Raw genomic sequence first — 19,588 nt, forward strand, 5'->3', positions numbered from 1 at the left:
TCAATGTCCTCCGCCTTCACCGCCCTGGGCGGTCTTGGCCGATATCAGGAAGCACAACGGGACGACGAGGAACGCCAGGAGCGCGGTGTATTGGTAGACGTTGCTGTAGGCGAGCACCTGAGCCTGCTTCAGGTAGGTCTGGTAGGTGTGCGCGACGGCTTGTTGATGCACCACCGAGGCGGCGCGTCCGAGCGACCTGAGGGTGTGCTCGCTCTCCTGGATCAGCGTGTTGTAGCCCTGGCGAAGCGGCGTCATGAACCCTGAGAGGTGTGCCTGGTCGGCCTGCGTCCGCTCCGTGACGGCGGCGGTCGACAGGGAGATCCCGACCGAGCCGAACACGTTGCGGAACATCGAGAACAGGGCCGATCCGTCGCTGCGGTACTTCTGCGGCAGCGTCAGGTAGGCCACGGTGGAGATCGGAACGAACAGGAACGCCAGCGCCGCCGTCTGCAGCGTGCGCATGAGGACCAGTGTCCGGAAGTCGATGTCGAGCGCGATCCGGCTCGAATAGAACATCGCGCAGCCCATGAAGGCGAACCCGAACATGATGATGTAACGGGTCTGCACGACCTTCATCAGCATGCCGACGATGGGAATCAGGACGATGACCGCGACGCCCCCAGGCGACAGGATGAAGCCGGAATCGAGGGCGGGGTAACCGAGCACCTGCTGGGAGAATTGCGGGATCAGGACCGAGCCCGCGTAGAGCAGCGCGCCCAGGGCGCCGATGAGCAGGCAGCCGACGGCGAAGTTCCGGTCCTTGAACACCCCCAGGTCGATGATCGGCTTCTTCGCGGTGAGCAGCCAGCAGATGGCGCCGAAGATCCCGAGGAAGGCGAGGACGGCCATGGTCCGGATGAAGGGCGAGCCGAACCAGCCGTCGTCCTCGCCGCGGTCGATCATGATCTGCATGCAGCCGATGCCGAGGACGATCAGGCCGAGGCCGACGTAGTCGAGGCCGCGGGAGCGCTTCTCCTTCTCGGCCGGGGGATCCTGGACGAGGTAGGCGTTTGCGAACAGCGTGAAGATCCCGACCGGCACGTTGATGAAGAAGATCCAGCGCCAGGTCGAATGCTCGACGAGGTAGCCGCCGAGCGTCGGCCCGAGGACCGGGGCGACCACAGTCGCCACCGCGGTGACCCCGAAGGCGGCGCCGCGTTTGGCCGGCGGGAAGGTGTCGAGGATGATCGATTGCTGGCTCGGCTGCAGGCCGCCGCCGAAGAAGCCCTGCATCAGTCGGAACACGATGATCTGCCCGAGACTCTGCGACAGCCCGCACAGGAACGACGAGACCGTGAACATGCCGATGCAGATCAGGAAGTAGCGCTTGCGCCCGATGGTGTCGGACAGCCACCCCGCGATGGTCAGCACGATGCCGTTGGCGACCAGGTACGCCGTCAGCGTGTAGGTGGCCTCGTCGTTCGACGCCGCCAGCGACCCGGCGATGTAGGGCAGCGCCACGTTGACGATGGTGGTGTCGAGCACCTCCATGAACGCCGCCAGCGTCACCGCGATGGCGATGAGCCAGGGGTTGTGGGCGGGCTTCCAGCCGTCCGATGCGCCGCTCACTTGAGCATCACCGTGGGTTCGACGCTGACGCCCAGGGGCAAGGGTTCGTCCTTCCTCAGGCCGCTGTCGATGACGATCTTCACCGGCACGCGCTGGACGATCTTGATGAAGTTGCCGGTGGCGTTCTCGGCCGGGAAGGCCGAGAACTTCGAGCCCGACCCGCGCTGGATCGAGTCGACGTGCCCTTGCAGGTCGAGATCGGGGTAGGCGTCGATGGCGACCTTGACGCGTTGCCCCGGGCGCATGCCGTCGAGCTCGGTCTCCTTGTAGTTGGCCGTGACCCAGACGTCGGTGGTGACCAGCGACATGACCTGCTGCCCGGCGGTGAGGTAGTCGCCGGCGTTGACGTTGCGCTTCGTGACCCAGCCGTCCTGGGATGCGCGCACCACGCTCCACTCGATGTTGAGGTTGGCCTGGTCGACCTGCGCCTTCGCCTGCTCTGCCTGACCCTTGAGCTGGTCGACCTGCTGCTCGGACTGGCCGATGTTCTGCTGGACCGGCATGGCCTGGACCAGGCGCGCCTGCGCCTGCTCGACCTGGGCCTTGGCCTGCTGGTAGTTCGCCGCCGTGGTGTCGACCTCCTGCTGCGTCGTCGCCAGCTTGGGCAGGCTCTTCTGCCGGTCGAAATTGGCCTGCTGCAGGGCGAGGTTAGCCTTGGCCGAGTCGAGGTTCGCCTGCGCGAGCTGGAGCGCGGCGGGGAAGTTCTTCTTCGCGATCTCGACGCCGAGCCGCTGGTTGGCGATCTGCGCGTTGTTGGCGTCGAGCTGACCCTGGGCCTGCTCGCGGCTGTAGACGAACTGGCGCGGGTCGATGCGGAATAGCGGATCGCCCTTGTGCACGAACTGGTTGTCGGTGACGTCGAGGGCGATGACCTGACCGGCGACCTGCGGGGCGACGTTGACGATGTTACCGTCGGTGTAGGCGTCGTCGGTGCTGATCTTCCCCCGGGTCGACAGCCAGTAATAAAGGCCACCTCCGGCCAGCAGCAGCAGGACCACGGCCGCGATCCCGATCACCAGCGGCCGGCGTTTCTTTCGGGCTCTCTGGTCGTCCCCGTCGTCGCCCTTGTCCGCGTCCGAGTTCTTTTTGTCCTCCTGCTCGTCGCTATCCTCGCTCCGGCCTCGGTCACGTCCGGCATCCGACCTCTGGTCGCGACGATCCTGCTCGTCGCGGCCGCGGCGGGGCCGTTCGTCGTCACGGCGATCAGGCGCCGATCGATCGTCGTCGTCACGGCCGGATCTGTCCCGGTTCGGACGCGCACCTTCGTCGGGAGGGCGCCGCCGCCCGTCGGCGTCGTCGGGATGGCTGTCGTCGTACCGGGCCCCTGCGCGCCGCATCGAGCCGACATCAAGCATGTCCCGTCGGCTTGCGGACCGCCTTGGCGATCGGAAGTCGTCTACATCGTCTTCGCGCATGGAGGGGGACGTAAGCCTCTGCTCTCGCTAAGCTCTCAGCGAGATAATGTGGACGCGCCCATCGGAAGCCGGTAGGAACATCTGAACCGAACGTTTCGTTTCTAATCTAGAAACAGGTGGTTATGTCAAGCGAAACGGTCGGTTCGGAAAAGCGCTCGCGGGTTCGTGTTCCACGCGGCGATCGGCGTCGTGCGGAGATCGCGGCGGTCGCGGAACAGGTGTTCCTCAAGCACGGCTTCTCGGACACCACGATGCGACTGGTGGCGGTCGAAGCCGGCGCTTCGACCGAGACGGTTTACCGCCACTTCGGTTCGAAGGATGACCTGTTCATCGAGGTGGTGGGCAATCGTACGCTCGAACTCAGACAGCGGATCGATACCGACCTCGAAAGTACCGGGCCGCTGCAAACCGTCCTTAAGGCTGTCGGGACGAAGCTCTACGAAGCGATGGTCATGCCGGAAATGTCGGCGCTTGCACGCATCATCGTCGCCGAGGTCTCGCGTAATCCCGCCCTGGGTGAAGCCTTCTACGCCATGTGCCCCGGTCGTACGCTGCACAAGCTGACAGAATACTTGAAGGACGCCCAGGCTCGCAGTACGTTCATCGGGGACGACCCGGAACTCGCAGCGAATATGTTCATCGGGCTGATCATCGGAAAGATCGTCCCGGTGCGCCTATTCATTCCCCATAGGGATGAACATGGTACCGAGCGCATGCAAGGCCATGTCGACGAGGCGGTCCGGATCTTCCTCGCTGTCTACCATGCGAAGGCTTGACCGGAACCGATACGATATCGACCGCAGGATCTCGTCTTGACCTAAGCCCCAGAACGTCCGCTCCCGAACGTAAAGGCAGTTGCCGCTTCCCACCCCGAGCCGAAGTTGCCGGACGGCCGGCGAATGGCCGCTTTCGGGAAGCGCTGATGGCGGTCCCTACGACTGTGTTGGGTCGTAAGCGGTCCCAAGGTGTCGGAACGATCCGTCAGGCTTCGAGCACTAGCGCGGCGACATTCCACGGGTTCTTCTTGAACCGACGACCGGATCGGACGCAGTGCCATCGTCCCTCACGCGTCGCGATCTGCTGCAGGTCCTGTGATGCTTCCCTAGCGAGATCCTAACGCAACGCCTATCGACAGCCGGAATGCTCGTGTTCACGGCTCTTATTAATCTGAGCGCAGATGATGAGCGCGGTGCCACCAATGGCCGCCGCCATGCAGTAGCCTTCCGATTGGTTCTGTCCGAATACCAATCACGTCAACCTGGCCTCCGCCCTTCTGGTGACAGGTTCGCAGCGCCCAATCCCAAGCTCGTTCTGAATGCGTCATACTGGTCTCAGATGTAGTTGGAGGCGAGAGCTGGTGAGCCTTCGAGCGCGTGGGCGAGTACTTCCAGGCCTTGCGTGATCTGCTGCCGGGTCGCCGGGCCGCCAAGACAGAGGCGTACGGCTTCGGGCGGCGGTCCCGCCACACAGAAGGGGTCGCTGCCGACGACGCCCAGGCCCGCCGATCGCCCCTGGCTGGCGAAGGCCGAGCGCGTCCAGCCGTCCGGGAGCGTGATCCAGACATGGAAGCCGTGCGGATCGGCTGTGTAGGTTCCGACCGGAAGCAGCGCGGCCACGATCCGTTGACGTGCTGCGGACTCCTCGCGGACGAACCGGACAATGTCCTCGGCCGTCCCGTCCATGATCCAGCGCGTCGTCAGCGCCGTCGAGATCGGCGAGGCCATGACGGTCGCTGCGCGCAGGGCGCCCGCGAGCGGGAGGGCTGCACGAGCGCTCGGAGCCACTAGGAAGGCGAGCCGGAGGCCGGCGCCCAGGCACTTGGCCACGCCCGCCACGTAGTAGGTGATCTCGGGCGCGAGTTCCGAGAAGCTCGGGGGTGGCGTCGGGCAGATGCGTGCGTAGGCGTCGTCCTCAATGATGGTGACGGCGTAGCGCCGCGCCACTGCGATGATGGCTTCTCGCCGAGCCCGGGGGACCGTCGCCGTCGTGGGGTTCTGCAGCAGAGGGTTCAGGTAGATGGCCTTCGGCGCGACCTTGGTGCATGCGGCCGCGAATGCGTCGGGATCGACCCCGTGCCGGTCCATGGGCAGATCAACGAGGCGCAGCCCGAGATGCGCCGCAAGCGCACGGATGCCCGGATAGGTAATGCGCTCCGCGCAGATGGTGTCACCCCGCTGGGCGACCTGTCCCAGTACGCTGGACAAGGCGCTGTGCGCGCCCGGGCAGATCAACAGGCGTTCCCGCGTCGCGTCGATCCCGCGGCCGCTCAACCACAGCAGCGCCGCGACCTTGTCCTCGTCGGTCCCACCGAAACCCTGGTACCGCAACAAATTGGCGAGATCGCCAGATAGCTCCGCGAACGAAGCCTGCATGCGCGCCTGCAGGGCCGGTGTGTCGGGCTCGGGAGGCAGGTTCATGGTGAAGTCGACCGGCCCGACCCGGGGGGCGCCGGCACCGCCGCTCGGACGGGCAGAGCGCGCGGGATCGACCACGAACGTCCCTTGGCCGACGCGTCCCTCGATCAGACCGCGCTTGTGCGCCTCGACGTATCCCCGGGATACAGTCGTGAAGTTCAGGTCGAGCGCCTCGGCCAGAGCCCGCTGGGTCGGCAGGCGCGTACCGGGCGTCAGGCGCCCCGTGCGGATATCGTCCGTCAAGGCTTCCGCGATCGCCAGATAGTGCGGCTTGCCCCACCGCTTCAGGTCCGGCGTCCAGGTCCCGGCCGACACATTCTGGGCCCCGGCTCGTCCGTCTCGTTCGTTCGCATTCATTCGCCGAGCGCCCACACCGTCAATATGCATTCAATGTTACATTGTATGGCTTGCAAGCACCATACCGCGGAGCCGCCGCGGTAGCGCGAACCCAAATATCCATACAATCCAGGCAATCGATGGTCTATCGGCGCGCAGTCTGTGATGACATGATGGACATAACCTGCTGTAAAACTGGGCGATGATGAGCGGCGTTCGTAAATATGGATGCTCGCTTTGATCGTATAATTGTATGCAGGACGCTACGGCTCATTGATCGGTTTATTGATCGACGGGGTTTGGCACATCGCTTGCCATGGATGTCGGGTGATCGTTCGCAGCTTCGCCTGTCGCGGTCCCATCCTTCAAGGAGCGAGAACAATGCCTGCCGTGAACCGCGAGCACCACAAGAAGGGCGACTTCCTGGTCGACTACGAAGAGAAGGTCTTCGAGGACGTGAAGGCCGAACCGGGCCAAAAGGCGCTCGTTACCTTCCACACGGTGGCCTTTGAGGGCTCGATCGGCCTCGTCAACCTGCTCCAGGCCACCCGCCTGCAGCGGAAGGGCTTCGAGACGTCCATCCTGCTCTACGGCCCCGGCATCACGCTCGGCGTGCAGCGCGGCTTCCCGCGCCTCGGCGACGAGGCCTTCCCGGGACACCTGAACTTCAACAACCAGCTTGAGAAGTTCATGGCCGAGGGCGGCAAGGTCTACGCCTGCCGGTTCTCGACCCAGGCCCTCTACGGCCACGGCGAGGCAGCCTTCATCGAGGGCATCCGCATGATCAACCCGCTCGACGTCCTAGACTGCATCCTCCTGCACAAGCGCGACAACGCGGTGATCATCGACACCTGGACCGTCTGAGGACCCGCGCATCGCATCCGGCGGCCGCACGCCACGCGGCCGCCGTCACAGCCGGAGGATCGCCCATGTCAGACAACCGGATCGTGCGGGCTGCCGCCGTCCAGATCGCGCCGGACCTCGACCGTCCCGAGGGCACGCTGGAGCGGGTGCTCAACGCCATCGACGAGGCCGCCGCCAAGGGCGCGCGGTTCATGGTCTTCCCCGAGACCTTCGTGCCCTACTACCCTTACTTCTCGTTCGTGCTGCCGCCGGCCATGCAGGGCGCGGAGCATCTCAAGCTCTACGAGCGCGCCGTGACGGTGCCGGGACCCGTCACCCAGGCCGTTTCCGCCGCCGCCCGGCGCCACGGTGCCGTCATCGTGCTCGGGATCAACGAGCGCGACTACGGTTCGCTCTACAACGCGCAGCTCATCTTCGATGCAGACGGCACCCTGAAGCTGAAGCGGCGCAAGATCACGCCGACCTACCACGAGCGCATGGTCTGGGGTCAGGGCGACGGCGCCGGGCTCACCGTGGTGGAGACGGCCGTGGGGCGGGTCGGCGCCCTGGCCTGCTGGGAGCACTACAACCCGCTGGCGCGGTACGCCCTGATGGCGAGGCACGAGGAGATCCACGCCGCCCAGTTCCCGGGCTCCCTCGTCGGCCAGATCTTCGCCGACCAGATGGAGGTGACGATCCGTCACCACGCCCTCGAAGCCGCCTGCTTCGTCGTCAACGCCACCGGCTGGCTCACCGACGAGCAGGTGGCGCAGGTCTGTCCGGACGAGCGCCTGCGCGGCGCCTGCCGCGGCGGCAACTGCACCGCCATCGTCTCGCCCGAGGGCAAGCACCTCGCCGAACCGCTCGGACCCGGCGAGGGCATCCTCATCGCCGACATGGACCTCGCGCTGGTGACCAAGCGCAAGCGGATGATGGACTCGGTCGGCCACTACGCCCGGCCGGAACTCCTCAGCCTTCTTCACGACGACCGACCGGCCTCGTTCGTGCACCAGCCGAACCGTTCCCAGACCGTTTCCCGGAGCCTCGACCATGAGCAGCAGCCCGCTTCCGACGAGCCTTCCCACGCATCCGCCGGTCATGGCGGCCCTGGTCGGGATGCCGACGGAACGCCTGATCAACGCGTTGCAGTCCTACGGCGTTAGGCTCGCCGACAGCCGTGCCGGGGCGCCGAGCCGCCGCGGCGGCGCCGGGCCTTCCGACCACAAGGCGATGACCATCGCGGGCCGCACCGTGATGGTACCGGTCCACACCGAGACCGCCTTCGACTCGCCCTTCCTGGTCCGTCGGCCGGATGCGAACGGCGTGTCCGTGATCGAGCACGACGGCGTGGTGATCGGCCAAGCCACCTTCCCCGGCAAGCCGCGCTTCTACGCCCTCTCGACCTTCGACGGGGTGCCGTACTCGAAGATCGCCGTGCTGCACGGGCGCGACGTGCTCGCCACCACCGTGCTGCAGACCTGCATTCGATACGCGAGCCGCGCCAAGACCTGCCAGTTCTGCTCCATCGGGCAGTCGCTCGCGGCCGGCCGTACCGTCGCGCACAAGACGCCCGAGCAACTCGCCGAGGTGGCGCGCGCCGCCGTCCTACTCGACGGCGTCAAGCACATGGTGATGACTACGGGCACGCCGAACGCCACCGACCGCGGCGCGGCGGTGCTGTGCGAGAGCGCCTTCGCGGTGAAGGCCGCGGTGGACCTCCCCATCCAGGCCCAGTGCGAGCCGCCCGACGACGACCATTGGTTCGTGCGGATGAAGGCGTCCGGCATCGATGCCCTCGGCATGCATCTCGAAGCCGTCACACCCGACGTGCGCGCGCGCATCATGCCGGGGAAGGCCGGCGTGCCGCTGGAGCGGTACTACGCCGCGTTCGAGGCGGCCGTGCCGGTCTTCGGTCGCGGCCAGGTCTCGACCTACATCCTGGCCGGTCTCGGCGATGCGCCCGAGGCGATCCTGGAAATGGCGGAGCGCCTGATCGGGATGGGCGTCTACCCGTTCGTGGTACCGTTCGTTCCGATCTCGGGCACGCCGCTGGAGAGCCATCCGGCGCCTGGCCCCGACTTCATGCACGGCATCCTGCAACCGCTGTCGGACATGCTCGCCGGCGCGAATCTGCGCTCCACCGACATCAAGGCCGGGTGCGGGCGCTGCGGGGCCTGCTCGGCGCTCTCCACCTACGAGCGCACGGGAGTGGCGGCATGATCCTCGAACCCGTGCCGCCGTTCCAGCCGAGCCACTTCCGAGTGAAGCTCGCGGTCGCGCCTTGGGAGCGACGCGCCTGCGCAGCCCTGCGCCGCCAGGTCTTCTGCACCGAGCAGGGCATCTTTTCCGGGGACGACCGGGACGATGTCGACGCGCACGCCATCCCGATCTGCGCGCTTTCGACCCTCGGCGGCGATGCCGACGCCGTCGTCGGCACGGTGCGCATCCACGCGGTGACCGAGCGGCCCGGTGAGTGGTGGGGCTCCCGCCTCGCCGTCGCCCCGGCCTTCCGCCGCACGGCCGCCCTCGGGGCCGGACTGATCCAGGTCGCGGTCTCGGCGGCCCATGCCCGGGGTTGCACCCGCTTCCTCGCCCACGTCCAGGAGCGCAACGTGTCTCTGTTCCAGAGCCTGCACTGGGCCGGCCTCGACACGATGGACCTGCACGGGCGCCCACATCGCCTGATGCAGGCGGACCTCGCCGCCTACCCGCCGATGCACGACCCCGAGCACGGACTCATCACGTTCAGCAGGGCGGCGTGATGACCGCCGCCGTCGACCTCCAGACCCTGGCGGCCCAGATCCGGGATGCCCGTGGCGTCGCCCATAAGCGCGACATCGATGCCGTCGTTGTGCGTCTGGGACTAGGTGCCCGGCACGCCGCGGTGCCGGTCGGAGACGATTGCGCCGCCATTCCCGATTGCGAAGGGCACCTGCTCCTAGCCATCGAGGGCTTCATCGACAGCTTTGTATCCGCCGATCCGTACTTCGCTGGATATTGCGGGATCATGGTCAACCTCAGCGACGTGGCAGCAATGGGCGGAAGGCCCCTCGCGGTGGTAGACGCCCTCTGGAGCCGTGATGCCGCGTCGGCGGACCCGATCCTGGCCGGCCTGTCCGATGCCGCGGCTCTCTACGGCGTACCGGTCGTCGGCGGTCATACGAACACGCGCTCAGAGCACGGCAGCCTGGCGGTCGCCGTGCTCGGCCGCGCCGGTTCCCACCTGTTGACGAGCTTCGATGCCGAACCTGGCGACGACCTCGTCGCGGCCATCGACTTGCGCGGCCGCTTCCGGGATCCGCATCCCTACTGGGACGCCTCGACCGGCTCGCCGGGCGAGCGCCTGCGCGGCGACCTCGCACTTCTGCCGGGTCTTGCCGAGGACCGGCTTTGCCGCGCCGCCAAGGATATCAGCATGGCGGGCGTGGTCGGCACGGCGCTGATGTTGCTCGAATGCTCGAATGTCGGCGCCGTCATCGATCTCGATGCGATCCCGCGGCCCGACGACGTGCCGCTCACGCGCTGGCTCACGGCCTTCCCAAGCTTCGGCTACCTCCTGAGCGTACATCCCGACCGCACGCCGGCCGTCCTCGCGCGCTTCGCCGAACGAGGCATCTCGGCAAACGTCATCGGAGGCGTCGACGCGAGCCGGGTCGCCCGCATCCGGGATGCCGGGGGCGAAGAGGCCGTGGTCTGGGATTTCGTGGCCAGCCCGCTGATCGGCTGCGGCCGGGCCGAGGCGGGCGCAGCCGCATGAACGGCCTGCGCATTGCCCTCCTGACCCATTCCACCAACCCGCGCGGCGGCGTCGCGCATTGCCTCGCCCTAGCCGAGGCCTTGGGCCGGCTCGGGCATTCGGCCGTGGTTCACGCTCCCGATCCGTCCGGTCGAGGCTTCTTCCGGAACGCCGACTGCCAGACCATGTCGGTGGCCGCCAAACCGGTCGCCGGCACGACGGTCGATCTGGTGCGAACCCGCATAAACGACTACCTGCGCCACTTCGCGACGCCGGCCGCCTGCGATTTCGACGTTTTCCACGCCCATGACGGCATCGGCGGCAACGCGCTCGCGACCCTGAAGCACCGGCGTCTGATCCCGAGCTTCGTGCGCACGGTCCATCACGTCGACAGCTTCTCCGACCCGCTGCTCGCGGAGTGGCAGGAGCGCTCGATCTCCGAGGCCACCCGCCTGCTTTGCGTCAGTCGCACCTGGGCGGATTGGATCAGGGACGACCTCGGTGCCGATGCCGATGTCGTCGGGAACGGCGTGGATCTGTCGGCCTACCGCAGCGAGCCGTCCGAGTTGGACAAGGCCGTGCGCGATCGCTGGGGCCTCGGGCCCGGACCGGTAATCCTCAGCATCGGTGGCTTCGAAGAACGCAAGAATACCCTCGGCATCATCGAGGCCTTCGCACGGCTGCGCGAACATCATCCGGATGCGCAACTCGTGGTCGCCGGAGGCGCCTCGCTGCTCGACCACGCATCGTATCGCGCCCGATGCCGGGCGGCCTTGTCCGCCGCCGGTCTCGATATCGGCAAAGGGCTTTCCGTGATCGAGACGGGGCCGGTTCCCCAGGTCGAGATGCCGGCGCTCTACCGGGTCGCGGACGCGTTGGCGTTCCCCTCCTTGAAGGAGGGGTTCGGCCTCTGCGTGCTGGAGGCGATGGCCTGCGGCACGCCTGCAATCGTGTCCCGGCAGCCGCCCTTCACCGAGTATCTGGCCGAGACGGACGCGCTGTTCGTCGATCCCGCCGACCCCGACGACATCGCCCGAGCCATGGCGGCGGCCCGTCTGCCGGACACCCGTGACCGCCTTCGAGTGGCCGGCTTCGCGCGCGCCGCCATCAACTCCTGGCGCACCTGCGCGGAACGCCACCTCGACGCCTACGCGGCCTGCGCCCGCGTTCACAAGGAGCCGATCCATGCCTGAGATGCACTTCCACGTCCGCTGGCCCGACGGGCGCCGCGAGGCCTGCTACTCGCCCTCTCTCGTCGTGAAGGACTTCCTCACGCCGGGCGAGAGCTACCCGCTCCAGGACTTTGTCGAGAAGACCCGTACCGCCCTCAACATCGCGAGCGAGCGTGTGCGCGAGAAGTACGGGTTCGCCTGCTCATCGGCCATGGACCAGCTCGCCCGCATCGAGGCCACGGCGGAGCGGCAGCCCCCCGACGGCCAAGTCACCGTCGAGTCCTTCGACGCCTGACATCACACGTCTGCCCTGGCATCACGGAGCGAGAGCCATGACCTCCACCACCCGTCACGTCCCGGTCATCATCGTCGGCGGCGGCCAAGCCGGCCTTTCCGTCAGCTACCACCTGAAACAGCGCGGCATCGATCATCTGGTGTTCGAGAAGCAGACGGCCGCACACACCTGGGCCACGCAGCGGTGGGACACGTTCTGCCTCGTGACACCAAATTGGCAATGCGATCTCCCGGGGCACCGCTACGACGGGCCCGATCCGGACGGGTTCATGAAGAAGGACGAGATCGTCGCCTACCTCAAGGCGTTCGTCGCCAAGGTGGACCCGCCGATCCACGAAGGCGTCGCGGTCAGCCGGGTCGAGCGGCGCGATGACGGCACCTTCTCGGTCCAGACCTCGGAGGGCGACTACTCGGCGGACGAGGTCGTGGTTGCGTCCGGCGGCTATCACACCCCGATCATTCCGCGCATGGCCGAGAAGCTGCCGGGGACGATCACGCAGATCCACTCGAACCAGTACCGCACGCCGTCCCAGCTGCCCGACGGCGAAGTGCTCGTCGTCGGCTCGGGGCAGTCCGGCGCTCAGATCGCCGAGGACCTGCACCTCGCCGGCCGCAAGGTCCATCTCGCGGTCGGCGACGCGCCCCGCTGCGCCCGGTTCTACCGCGGTCGCGACGTCGTCACCTGGCTGGCCGACATGGGCTATTACGAGATGACGGTGGACGACCATCCGTTGCGCGACGGCGTCCGCGACAACACCAACCACTACGTCACCGGGCGCGACGGCGGGCGCGACATCGACCTGCGCCGCTTCGCCACCGAGGGCATGAAGCTCTACGGGGTGCTGGAGGATTTCCAGGACGGCAGCCTGCGTTTCCGTGACGGCCTCAAGCGCTCGCTCGACGGAGCCGACCGAACCTACAACGGCATCAACACCGCCATCGACAAGTACATCGCCGAGAATGGTATCAATGCCCCGGCACAGGCGCACTACACGCCGGTCTGGGAACCGGGAGAGGCGGTCACTAGCCTCGCCCTCGAAGGAACCGGCATCACCAGCGTCGTCTGGTGCATCGGCTTCACGCCGGACTTCCGCTGGCTCGACGCCTCCGTGTTCAACGGCGCGGGTAGCCCCAAGCACAAGCGCGGCGTCACGAACGAGGACGGCGTCTACTTCATCGGTCTACCCTGGCTGAACACCTGGGGTTCTGGCCGGTTCGGGGCCGTCGGTCGCGATGCCGAACATGTGGTGCAGGTGATCCAGAAACGCCTCGGTGCCGAGCGCTTCGCCCTGAAGTTTGCGGTCTGACCGAACTCCGAACGCCGTCGCGCAGAACCTTCGCGGCGGGTCACGCAGGCCTATCTACCGGGTTGAAGCCGCCCAGACCGCTCAGGCCAGCAAAAGTCTGTGCCGTTCATGCAACAAAGCGGTCATCTAAGCATATCCCAAACATTATTCTGTAGACTCTTCGATTTTTGGGTGCAGAATATAAGCATTGATGCAAATACATACAGATTGTATGTATTTGCATGCAATCAAAATAATCTGAACCAAAATCTGTTCAACGCCAACGGCGCCGATGCTTTTCGACGAACCATGGCGGCTGACCGATGCGCATCGAGAAGGGACCGATGATGCTGAAGAAATTCGCAGTTGTGGTGGGGGGATTCGCAGCATTCACCCTGGGCGCGACCGCGTCGTACGCCCAGTCGACGACCATCCCCGGCGAGCAGGTCGGTCTCGCCGTTGGCGCACCGCTGCCGCCGGGCGTCTACGCGATCGATACGTTCATCTATCGTCGCAACGACACGAGGTTCTCAACCGACACCGCGATCAACGTTCCGGTGCTGGTCTGGTCCACGGGCTACAAGATCTTTGGCGCCAATATCGAGCCACTAATCGCGCAGCCGACGGTGTTCGGCTTCAGCCGGAGCCCCGCCGGCAGGCCGAACCAGGACATCAGCATCAACGTCGGTACCCTCGTCGGCTCCATCTTCGCTTGGGACCTCGGCAACAACGTCGGTGTCAGCTACCTCGCCGCCGTCCACCTGAACGACCTCGACGGCGACCGTGGCTCGTTGCTCGGTGCAACGCCAGTGCTGCCGCAGCTTTCCTCGAACACCTATCGCCAGGGCTTCGCCATCAGCTACACCGGAGACGGCCTGAACCTCACGGCCAACCTGACCCACAACTTCTACGACTCGCCCGGCCGGTTCGGCGGCAGGGTCGGCACCGCGCTCGGGCCGTTCTACCTTCAGGATGCGCTGCTCCTCGACCTGACCGCGACGAAGAAGTTCGGTAAGTTCGAGATCGGTGCCGTCGCCTACGGCGAGGCTGACCTTGGGCTCGGAGGACGCGACGCTCTGCGGGCCATCGCCGCCGGGCAGGGAACTGCGCGCGGCGGCCGCTTCGCCGTTGGCGGCCTGATTGGTTACGATTTCGGACCTTTCACCGCGCAGCTGATGGTGGCGCGCGACGTGGCGGTCCGCCAGAGCGGGACGGAGTCCACTGACGGCTTCGTCCGGATCATCGCACCGCTCTACTCGGTCGCCGCTGCGGCTCCGGCTCCGACGCCGCTGGTGCGCAAGTATTGATCACCGAATTCGCGACCCTGGCCCTGCTGCTGCAGTGAAGTCAGGCGCGACCGATATCGAAGCGAATTCCTTCCCGAGGATCCCGCTTCGACAGGGGCCGGGTGGCCATGTCTCAACAGCTGATACCACCCGGTCCCGACCTATTTTTAAGCATGATTCGTTGGATTTGATTGAGCGTGAGCTTGCTCGTAGAGGCCATATTATCTGTCTTCATAGACCAGAGATTGGAGACGGCGCTGCAGCTTGGCGGTAGGAACTTGACGTTCGGCACCTCTCCATGAACGTCCGAGAAGGGTGGATTGTTGCCGGTCTGCTTTAGGGACGTGTGATTGAGGAAGCAGACCTTCGCGCGAAATGGAGAAGTCGACTGCTTCGCGCCATCTCGGTAATCCAAGAAGCCGGAGTCGACCCTCAATGACGGACGCCCAACGTGGCGGCTGCGGCGGCCCTCCGCATAAGGGAACAACGCTCTCACGCTGATCAAGCGCTGAGGAACTTGGCCTCGCACTTCTCTAGAGGCTGTTATGGACCCGTGGCTTGGGGATTCCAGATGAGGGGGCATGACCCCTTCGCGCAGATCCTACCCATCCGACGTCTCCGATGATGAGTGGGTGCTGGTCGCCCCTTATCTGACCCTGCTGCGCGAGGATGCGGGGCAGCGCGAGCATAGCTTGCGCGAGGTGTTCAATGGCCTGCGCTACGTCGTGAAGACAGGGGCACCCTGGCGGTGGATGCCCAACGATCTGCCACCCTGGGAAGCCGTCTACCAGCAGTCCCAACGCTGGCTGGCGGCCGGCTGCTTCGAGCAACTGGCCGACGACCTCCGCGCCCTGCTGCGCCTAGCCTCCGGGCGTCGTTTAGAGCCCAGCGCAGCGATCCTCGACAGTCGGACCCTGCGCTCGACGCCCGAGAGCGGCGAGCGGGCCGGATACGATGGAGCCAAGCGCAGACGGGGCTCGAAGGTCCACTTGGCCGTCGACACCCTGGGTCACCTCCTGGCGCTGCACGTCACGTCCGCCGACGCCGACGACCGCGCCCAGGTCGGGCAGCTCGCCAAGGCGATCCAGGCCGCCACCGGCGACACCGTCGATCTCGCCTATGTCGATCAGGGCTACACCGGGGAGAGGCCGGCTAAGGCCGCACGCACGCACGGTATCGAGCTGGAGGTCGTCAGACTGCCCGAGGCCAAGCGCGGCTTCGTCCTGCTGCCGCGGCGCTGGGTGGTGGAGCGCTCCTTCGCCTGGGCGACCCGCTTCCGACGCCTCGTCAAGGACTACGAGCGCTATCCCAGCACGCTCGCGGATCTCCACATCGTCGCCTTCGTCTGCCTCATGCTCAAACAAGCCGCTCGACTGGCAGCCAGTTCATAACAGCCTCTAGAGAACGCCGGGGCCAGTCAGTTGCCCCCGTTGCATCCCGCCAGAGCCGGAGCCGTCGCGGTCACGGTCACCATGCCGGCACCACAATAAGGTTGGCTCCCTAGCGAATTTTGCATTTTTCTCAACCTGAGATAGTTTGTAAACCTATAGCCTGCTATATAGGGTGCAGATAGTAATCTAGTTGCGTGCTGTAGCCTCAATGATTGAGACTAAAGGAAGATTTCTTTTAGAGAACGGCATCGAAGCACTCTGCGTTGCCCGGATCTCACCAAGCTCAGTCTTCGAGATAATAAGACGCGGCGGAATGCTTCCGGTTCGGCGTGGCATGAAGGCGACTTGCTACCTTGACGCAGTCGGGGTTGTGCCTGGGCTGATTGGTGAGGTGAGCCCCGCCGGGTTCACGATGCTTGTCGAAGCAAGTGGAGAGCGTCAGACCAGGATTGAGGATCGACTGACGTGGCTCCGTGCCCGTGCCGGCGACACGACCGACCAGCGAAGTAATCCTCGGATCGTACCGGCTCAGAGGGCTGTCAACGTAAGGCTTCCGAACAGCCAGACGATTGTTGCTGAGATCCTTGATCTTTCGATGTCTGGCGCAGCACTCGCTACGAGCGAACGCCCTGATCTTGGGTCGGCCGTCACGGTGGGGAAGCGGTTCGCTACGGTTGTACGACAAACCGCGGATGGGATCGCCGTTCAGTTCAAACTCCCCTTCAGCCCGATCACTTTCAACGAACATGTGGTGCTGTGATGGGGCAACCGGTGATGGAGACGAAGGAAGGCTACATCCTGCTCGTGACGGACCGACTAGACCGCGGCGAGGCAGTTGCCGAGGCCCTTGGGATCGCCATGGACGTCCGCGTGACAGGGCCAGATTTCTACAACCAGGATCACGGCGACCTCTCAGGGGACGTCTGCGAGGGCGTTGTCACGGACATCGCCTTCAATCGTGAGGCCTCAGTCAAGTCCCTACGTCAAATCCTGCGCAACAAGGGCATGCGCGAGGCGCCGCTCATGAGCATGCTGCGCAAGGTCGACGGCAGCGAAGGCGAGAATAACTTCATGCGCGCCAAGGCCGTCGGCGCCAAGATCTGCCTCTCGGCGGCAACGCCGCCGCGCAAACTCGCGGCGGCGGTCGTGAACACGACGCATCCCGATCAAAGCATCGTAGATCGGATCGTCAACCGCGGGCTCGCCAAGTCCGGCTTGGCGGTGGGCGCCATCCTGAAAGTCGTCGATGCGGGCGGCGCCATCGACCTGCCGACCGTCGACGCAGGCGTCGATCCCGTCATCAACGCCATCCGGCATGGCGGCCTCGCACGCTGGCTCGACAGCGTCTGGGTCCACGACGACACCACCTACCAGCATTCCCTCCAGGTCGCGGGACTGGCCGCCGCCGTGGCGATGAACCTGTACTTCCCGAAGGCCGACCAGAAGCGCTTTATCCGCGCCGCCCTGATGCACGACCTCGGTAAGGGGCGCATCCCGCTCAAAATCCTGAACAAGCCAGGCAAGCTCGACGACGGCGAATGGGCCGTGATGCGTACCCATGCCAAGATCGGCCATGACATCCTCGTCCGCGGCGGCGTGACGGACGAACTCACGCTCAACACGGCCCTCCACCACCATGAGATGCTCGACGGCACCGGCTATCCCGACCGGCTGCGCGGCGACGGGATAGCCGATCCCGTCCGTCTCATGACGATCTGTGACATCTACGCGGCCCTCATCGAGAAGCGCCCGTACAAGGACGCCAAGAGCCCCGAGGACGCCTTCGGTATCCTCTACAGCATGGGTGACAAGCTCGAACGCTCGATGGTGGACGCTCTCGCCAGGGCGGTCCTCAAACCCGAGGAGCGGGAGGCTGCCTGAAGATTGTCCACAATCTGAGGGGTAATCCCCTGCCGTAAGCAGCGCTGATGCGCCTACATGCCGAGCGGCTCGCCCAAGCTCTCATGCGTAGCGACGATCAGATCGACTGGTTGGTGTGGCACGTCGAGGTTGCAGTTCCGCTGGCGAAAACGGATGCAGCTCTGTTGGTAGCCCGCGTCGGCTATTCAAACGTCGGCAGATCGTGCGTCTCGGATGGTGGTTGCGACGATGCATGCGTGTCCGCTTTGGCACATCGCGCTACTAACCCAGCCAAATGGCTTTCGGCGATTTCTTGTCGTCCGCGTGAGCGGGGGCTTACGTCCGCTTCTCGGGCATGAGGATGTCGTCTCGCACCGCTGAGTTGGGTCGGGTCCTGACCGTCCGCACGACCGGGTCGGGTGGGTTCTTGCCGGTCTGCTTCTGAGGAGGTAAAATTGAAGGTGGACTCTCGGTCGTCAGGTAATTTGGCACGGTTTGCGGCGTTCAGTTCCAAAGGCTTCAGTCTACCTGGCGTGAGGCAAGACGTTCGGCGTGTCTCAAAAAGCCATCTCGATTGTCGTTGAGGTGCCGCGACGTAGCGGCAGTCATAGTCGGATCGCTGGAGAGCTTCCGTCATGTGCGACCCGGATTTACCCGAGAACCGTCATGAGCTTCGCAAGATGGGCCGAAGGTTTCTTTCGGTAGGAGCAACGGGGACGCTCTTTAGCGGAACCTTCCTGATCCTGACCGATGATGCCTGGGCGTCCAACAGCCTGTGGTGGGGCGGCCTGTTCGGTGGGATCATGATCAGCGGCTTCGGCGTCATGATGTGGCGGGATGCCGTGTTTGCTTCGCCGCTCACGCCGGAGCAGAGGCGCTATCACGAGTTCCTACGAGAATGGGGATTTTACGATCATTCGTGATGCTGACCGTGGCGGGTCCGAAGTGCTGGTTGATGGGGGGCATGCTTGCCTGACCATCGCCAGTGACAACGGGAGTTGCGATCTGACGCTCCTTTCGATGTCATCAGGACCATTCTTCCCCTGCAAGTTCGCGTTTGCCCAACGGATGATATCGTCCAAGGCCTCCGGGGATGAGACAACGGCGTCACGCGCCGCCATCCCGTCGGCGCCGCGTCCGCGGCTTCGGGGCAGCCAGACGATGGGCGGCTGCGAGAGCCGAGCGCAGGGTCGCCTCATCGACGGCAGAGAGATCGCATCTGGTCGCCCCCATCCGCCCCCATCCGCCGGGTACCGGGCGGAAAGCCTCTGGCACCAGCTCGCAGAAAAAACCGCGATGATCCGGGTCGAACATCAGGTTGATGTCGAGGGCGGCCTCAACCAGCGTCGCGAATGGCTTGCGCGGCGTCCGGAACGCGGTCCTGTGGAAGTGTGGGCCAGAGGTCACCGCCTCAAGCGTCGCGATGAGCGTCTTCACGTGTTCGATGTTGACGCCCATCGCTGCCCTCTTCCTTTCAGTCAGTGACTGATCGAAGCGACCGGTTCTCCAGTCACCCGGCGCGGCGCTCGCAGAAGCGCAGCCGGTTCCCGAACGGGTCTGCCACCTCCAGCACATCGCCCCAGGGTGCCTGCTCGATGCCCGGCCGAGCATAGCCGTAGCTCTTGTCGGTCAGTTGGCGGTGATAAGCACGGACACCCCGCATTGGCACGAACACCGTCGAGCCAGGGCTGGCATCGCCATGGTGCTCGGACAGGTGCAGCCGTAAGCCGGCGCGGGCGACCTCCATGTAGAGGGGCAGACTTGGCTCGAACCGGTGCTCGAACCCAGTCTCGAAGCCGAGGAAGTCGCAGTAGAACTCGCGCGCTTTGGCCTCGTCGAAGATACGTAAGATCGGCACCGCCTCCAGGAATCGTGGCACGTTCTCCGCAGGGCGGTCGAGGGCGGCGGAAGCGGTGTTCCAGTCGTCGTGGCCGAGGCTGGCGGCGACGAGTTCGAGGGTGGTCGCGTGCGAGACGGCGAGGTCCC

Annotated in this window: 19 protein-coding genes; 14 read left to right on the forward strand and 5 right to left on the reverse strand. The window is 65.4% G+C overall.

The genetic code is table 11. From position 1 onward, the window contains the following. Together MFF40_RS24765 and MFF40_RS24770 are read right to left on the reverse strand one after the other, a co-directional pair. Entirely contained in the window at window positions 1–1,569 is a 1,569-nt protein-coding gene (locus MFF40_RS24765; protein WP_147812729.1) for a DHA2 family efflux MFS transporter permease subunit, read from the reverse strand. After that, a complete protein-coding gene (locus MFF40_RS24770) occupies window positions 1,566–2,585 on the reverse strand; it encodes an HlyD family secretion protein (protein WP_238262617.1) in 1,020 nt (339 codons plus the stop codon). Before MFF40_RS24770 ends, MFF40_RS24765 begins: the two co-directional genes overlap by 4 nt. Before the next feature lie 521 nt (window positions 2,586–3,106). On the opposite strand from MFF40_RS24770, the gene MFF40_RS24775 reads away from it, so the two are divergent. Beyond that, window positions 3,107–3,760 (forward strand): TetR/AcrR family transcriptional regulator, encoded by a 654-nt coding sequence (locus tag MFF40_RS24775; RefSeq protein WP_147812730.1) that lies wholly within the window; start codon window positions 3,107–3,109, stop codon window positions 3,758–3,760. A 555-nt stretch (window positions 3,761–4,315) separates the two neighbouring features. On the opposite strand, the gene MFF40_RS24780 is transcribed toward MFF40_RS24775, so the two are convergent. Then, the gene (locus MFF40_RS24780) at window positions 4,316–5,755 is read right to left on the reverse strand and encodes an aminotransferase-like domain-containing protein (RefSeq protein ID WP_238262619.1); all 1,440 of its coding nucleotides are present in this window, start codon (window positions 5,753–5,755) and stop codon (window positions 4,316–4,318) included. A gap of 360 nt (window positions 5,756–6,115) precedes the next feature. Here MFF40_RS24780 and MFF40_RS24785 point away from each other — a divergent pair, with 360 nt between their 5' ends. From MFF40_RS24785 to MFF40_RS24845, 13 genes are all read left to right on the forward strand, one after another. Continuing rightward, on the forward strand, window positions 6,116–6,598 hold the full coding sequence (locus tag MFF40_RS24785; RefSeq protein WP_007558304.1) for an MSMEG_0572/Sll0783 family nitrogen starvation response protein: 483 nt from the start codon (window positions 6,116–6,118) through the stop codon (window positions 6,596–6,598). 65 nt (window positions 6,599–6,663) lie between these two features. Then, entirely contained in the window at window positions 6,664–7,740 is a 1,077-nt protein-coding gene (locus MFF40_RS24790; protein ID WP_238262621.1) for a Nit6803 family nitrilase, read from the forward strand. Further along, window positions 7,694–8,797 (forward strand): MSMEG_0568 family radical SAM protein, encoded by a 1,104-nt coding sequence (locus tag MFF40_RS24795; protein WP_238262646.1) that lies wholly within the window; start codon window positions 7,694–7,696, stop codon window positions 8,795–8,797. Before MFF40_RS24790 ends, MFF40_RS24795 begins: the two co-directional genes overlap by 47 nt. Next, window positions 8,794–9,339, forward strand: coding sequence for an MSMEG_0567/Sll0786 family nitrogen starvation N-acetyltransferase (locus MFF40_RS24800; protein ID WP_238262623.1), 546 nt, complete (start codon window positions 8,794–8,796; stop codon window positions 9,337–9,339). The genes MFF40_RS24795 and MFF40_RS24800 overlap by 4 nt, the downstream gene beginning before the upstream one ends. Beyond that, window positions 9,339–10,334: a sll0787 family AIR synthase-like protein gene (locus MFF40_RS24805; protein ID WP_238262625.1), complete on the forward strand. Its 996-nt coding sequence runs from the start codon at window positions 9,339–9,341 to the stop codon at window positions 10,332–10,334. The genes MFF40_RS24800 and MFF40_RS24805 overlap by 1 nt, the downstream gene beginning before the upstream one ends. Further along, window positions 10,331–11,506, forward strand: coding sequence for an MSMEG_0565 family glycosyltransferase (locus MFF40_RS24810; RefSeq protein ID WP_238262627.1), 1,176 nt, complete (start codon window positions 10,331–10,333; stop codon window positions 11,504–11,506). The genes MFF40_RS24805 and MFF40_RS24810 overlap by 4 nt, the downstream gene beginning before the upstream one ends. Continuing rightward, window positions 11,499–11,780 carry an MSMEG_0570 family nitrogen starvation response protein gene (locus tag MFF40_RS24815; protein WP_238262629.1) on the forward strand — a complete coding sequence of 94 codons (282 nt, stop codon included), beginning with the start codon at window positions 11,499–11,501 and terminating at the stop codon, window positions 11,778–11,780. The genes MFF40_RS24810 and MFF40_RS24815 overlap by 8 nt, the downstream gene beginning before the upstream one ends. A gap of 37 nt (window positions 11,781–11,817) precedes the next feature. Next, window positions 11,818–13,086: an MSMEG_0569 family flavin-dependent oxidoreductase gene (locus tag MFF40_RS24820; protein WP_238262631.1), complete on the forward strand. Its 1,269-nt coding sequence runs from the start codon at window positions 11,818–11,820 to the stop codon at window positions 13,084–13,086. A gap of 326 nt (window positions 13,087–13,412) precedes the next feature. Next, the gene (locus MFF40_RS24825; RefSeq protein ID WP_238262648.1) at window positions 13,413–14,372 is read left to right on the forward strand and encodes a transporter; all 960 of its coding nucleotides are present in this window, start codon (window positions 13,413–13,415) and stop codon (window positions 14,370–14,372) included. Between the two features lie 560 nt (window positions 14,373–14,932). Beyond that, complete coding sequence (locus tag MFF40_RS24830) at window positions 14,933–15,742, forward strand: IS5 family transposase (protein WP_238262633.1); 810 nt, start codon at window positions 14,933–14,935, stop codon at window positions 15,740–15,742. Window positions 15,743–15,950: 208 nt separating this feature from the next. Next, window positions 15,951–16,502, forward strand: a complete 552-nt coding sequence (locus MFF40_RS24835; protein ID WP_238262635.1) for a PilZ domain-containing protein — start codon at window positions 15,951–15,953, stop codon at window positions 16,500–16,502. After that, window positions 16,502–17,623 carry an HD-GYP domain-containing protein gene (locus MFF40_RS24840; RefSeq protein WP_238262636.1) on the forward strand — a complete coding sequence of 374 codons (1,122 nt, stop codon included), beginning with the start codon at window positions 16,502–16,504 and terminating at the stop codon, window positions 17,621–17,623. Before MFF40_RS24835 ends, MFF40_RS24840 begins: the two co-directional genes overlap by 1 nt. 614 nt (window positions 17,624–18,237) lie before the next feature. Further along, window positions 18,238–18,525: a hypothetical protein gene (locus MFF40_RS24845; protein ID WP_238262638.1), complete on the forward strand. Its 288-nt coding sequence runs from the start codon at window positions 18,238–18,240 to the stop codon at window positions 18,523–18,525. Window positions 18,526–18,709: 184 nt separating this feature from the next. Here the strand turns inward: MFF40_RS24845 and MFF40_RS24850 are convergent, their stop codons facing one another. Together MFF40_RS24850 and MFF40_RS24855 are read right to left on the reverse strand one after the other, a co-directional pair. Beyond that, window positions 18,710–19,060 carry an MmcQ/YjbR family DNA-binding protein gene (locus tag MFF40_RS24850; RefSeq protein WP_238262640.1) on the reverse strand — a complete coding sequence of 117 codons (351 nt, stop codon included), beginning with the start codon at window positions 19,058–19,060 and terminating at the stop codon, window positions 18,710–18,712. Between the two features lie 52 nt (window positions 19,061–19,112). Then, window positions 19,113–19,588: glyoxalase superfamily protein (locus MFF40_RS24855; RefSeq protein ID WP_238262642.1), on the reverse strand; the 476-nt coding region annotated here is incomplete at its 5' end.

Source organism: Methylobacterium mesophilicum (assembly GCF_022179445.1).
Lineage (GTDB): Bacteria > Pseudomonadota > Alphaproteobacteria > Rhizobiales > Beijerinckiaceae > Methylobacterium > Methylobacterium mesophilicum.

Excerpts from the sequence above, each read along its gene's own strand:
- MFF40_RS24835 (WP_238262635.1), top strand. The coding sequence starts at position 15,951 with ATGATTGAGACTAAAGGAAGATTTCTTTTAGAGAACGGCATCGAAGCA.
- MFF40_RS24795 (WP_238262646.1), top strand. The coding sequence starts at position 7,694 with ATGCCGACGGAACGCCTGATCAACGCGTTGCAGTCCTACGGCGTTAGG.
- MFF40_RS24800 (WP_238262623.1), top strand. The coding sequence starts at position 8,794 with ATGATCCTCGAACCCGTGCCGCCGTTCCAGCCGAGCCACTTCCGAGTG.
- MFF40_RS24850 (WP_238262640.1), bottom strand. The coding sequence starts at position 19,060 with ATGGGCGTCAACATCGAACACGTGAAGACGCTCATCGCGACGCTTGAG.
- MFF40_RS24815 (WP_238262629.1), top strand. The coding sequence starts at position 11,499 with ATGCCTGAGATGCACTTCCACGTCCGCTGGCCCGACGGGCGCCGCGAG.
- MFF40_RS24775 (WP_147812730.1), top strand. The coding sequence starts at position 3,107 with ATGTCAAGCGAAACGGTCGGTTCGGAAAAGCGCTCGCGGGTTCGTGTT.
- MFF40_RS24825 (WP_238262648.1), top strand. The coding sequence starts at position 13,413 with ATGCTGAAGAAATTCGCAGTTGTGGTGGGGGGATTCGCAGCATTCACC.
- MFF40_RS24820 (WP_238262631.1), top strand. The coding sequence starts at position 11,818 with ATGACCTCCACCACCCGTCACGTCCCGGTCATCATCGTCGGCGGCGGC.
- MFF40_RS24805 (WP_238262625.1), top strand. The coding sequence starts at position 9,339 with ATGACCGCCGCCGTCGACCTCCAGACCCTGGCGGCCCAGATCCGGGAT.
- MFF40_RS24845 (WP_238262638.1), top strand. The coding sequence starts at position 18,238 with ATGTGCGACCCGGATTTACCCGAGAACCGTCATGAGCTTCGCAAGATG.
- MFF40_RS24810 (WP_238262627.1), top strand. The coding sequence starts at position 10,331 with ATGAACGGCCTGCGCATTGCCCTCCTGACCCATTCCACCAACCCGCGC.
- MFF40_RS24785 (WP_007558304.1), top strand. The coding sequence starts at position 6,116 with ATGCCTGCCGTGAACCGCGAGCACCACAAGAAGGGCGACTTCCTGGTC.
- MFF40_RS24780 (WP_238262619.1), bottom strand. The coding sequence starts at position 5,755 with ATGAATGCGAACGAACGAGACGGACGAGCCGGGGCCCAGAATGTGTCG.
- MFF40_RS24790 (WP_238262621.1), top strand. The coding sequence starts at position 6,664 with ATGTCAGACAACCGGATCGTGCGGGCTGCCGCCGTCCAGATCGCGCCG.
- MFF40_RS24840 (WP_238262636.1), top strand. The coding sequence starts at position 16,502 with ATGGGGCAACCGGTGATGGAGACGAAGGAAGGCTACATCCTGCTCGTG.
- MFF40_RS24830 (WP_238262633.1), top strand. The coding sequence starts at position 14,933 with ATGACCCCTTCGCGCAGATCCTACCCATCCGACGTCTCCGATGATGAG.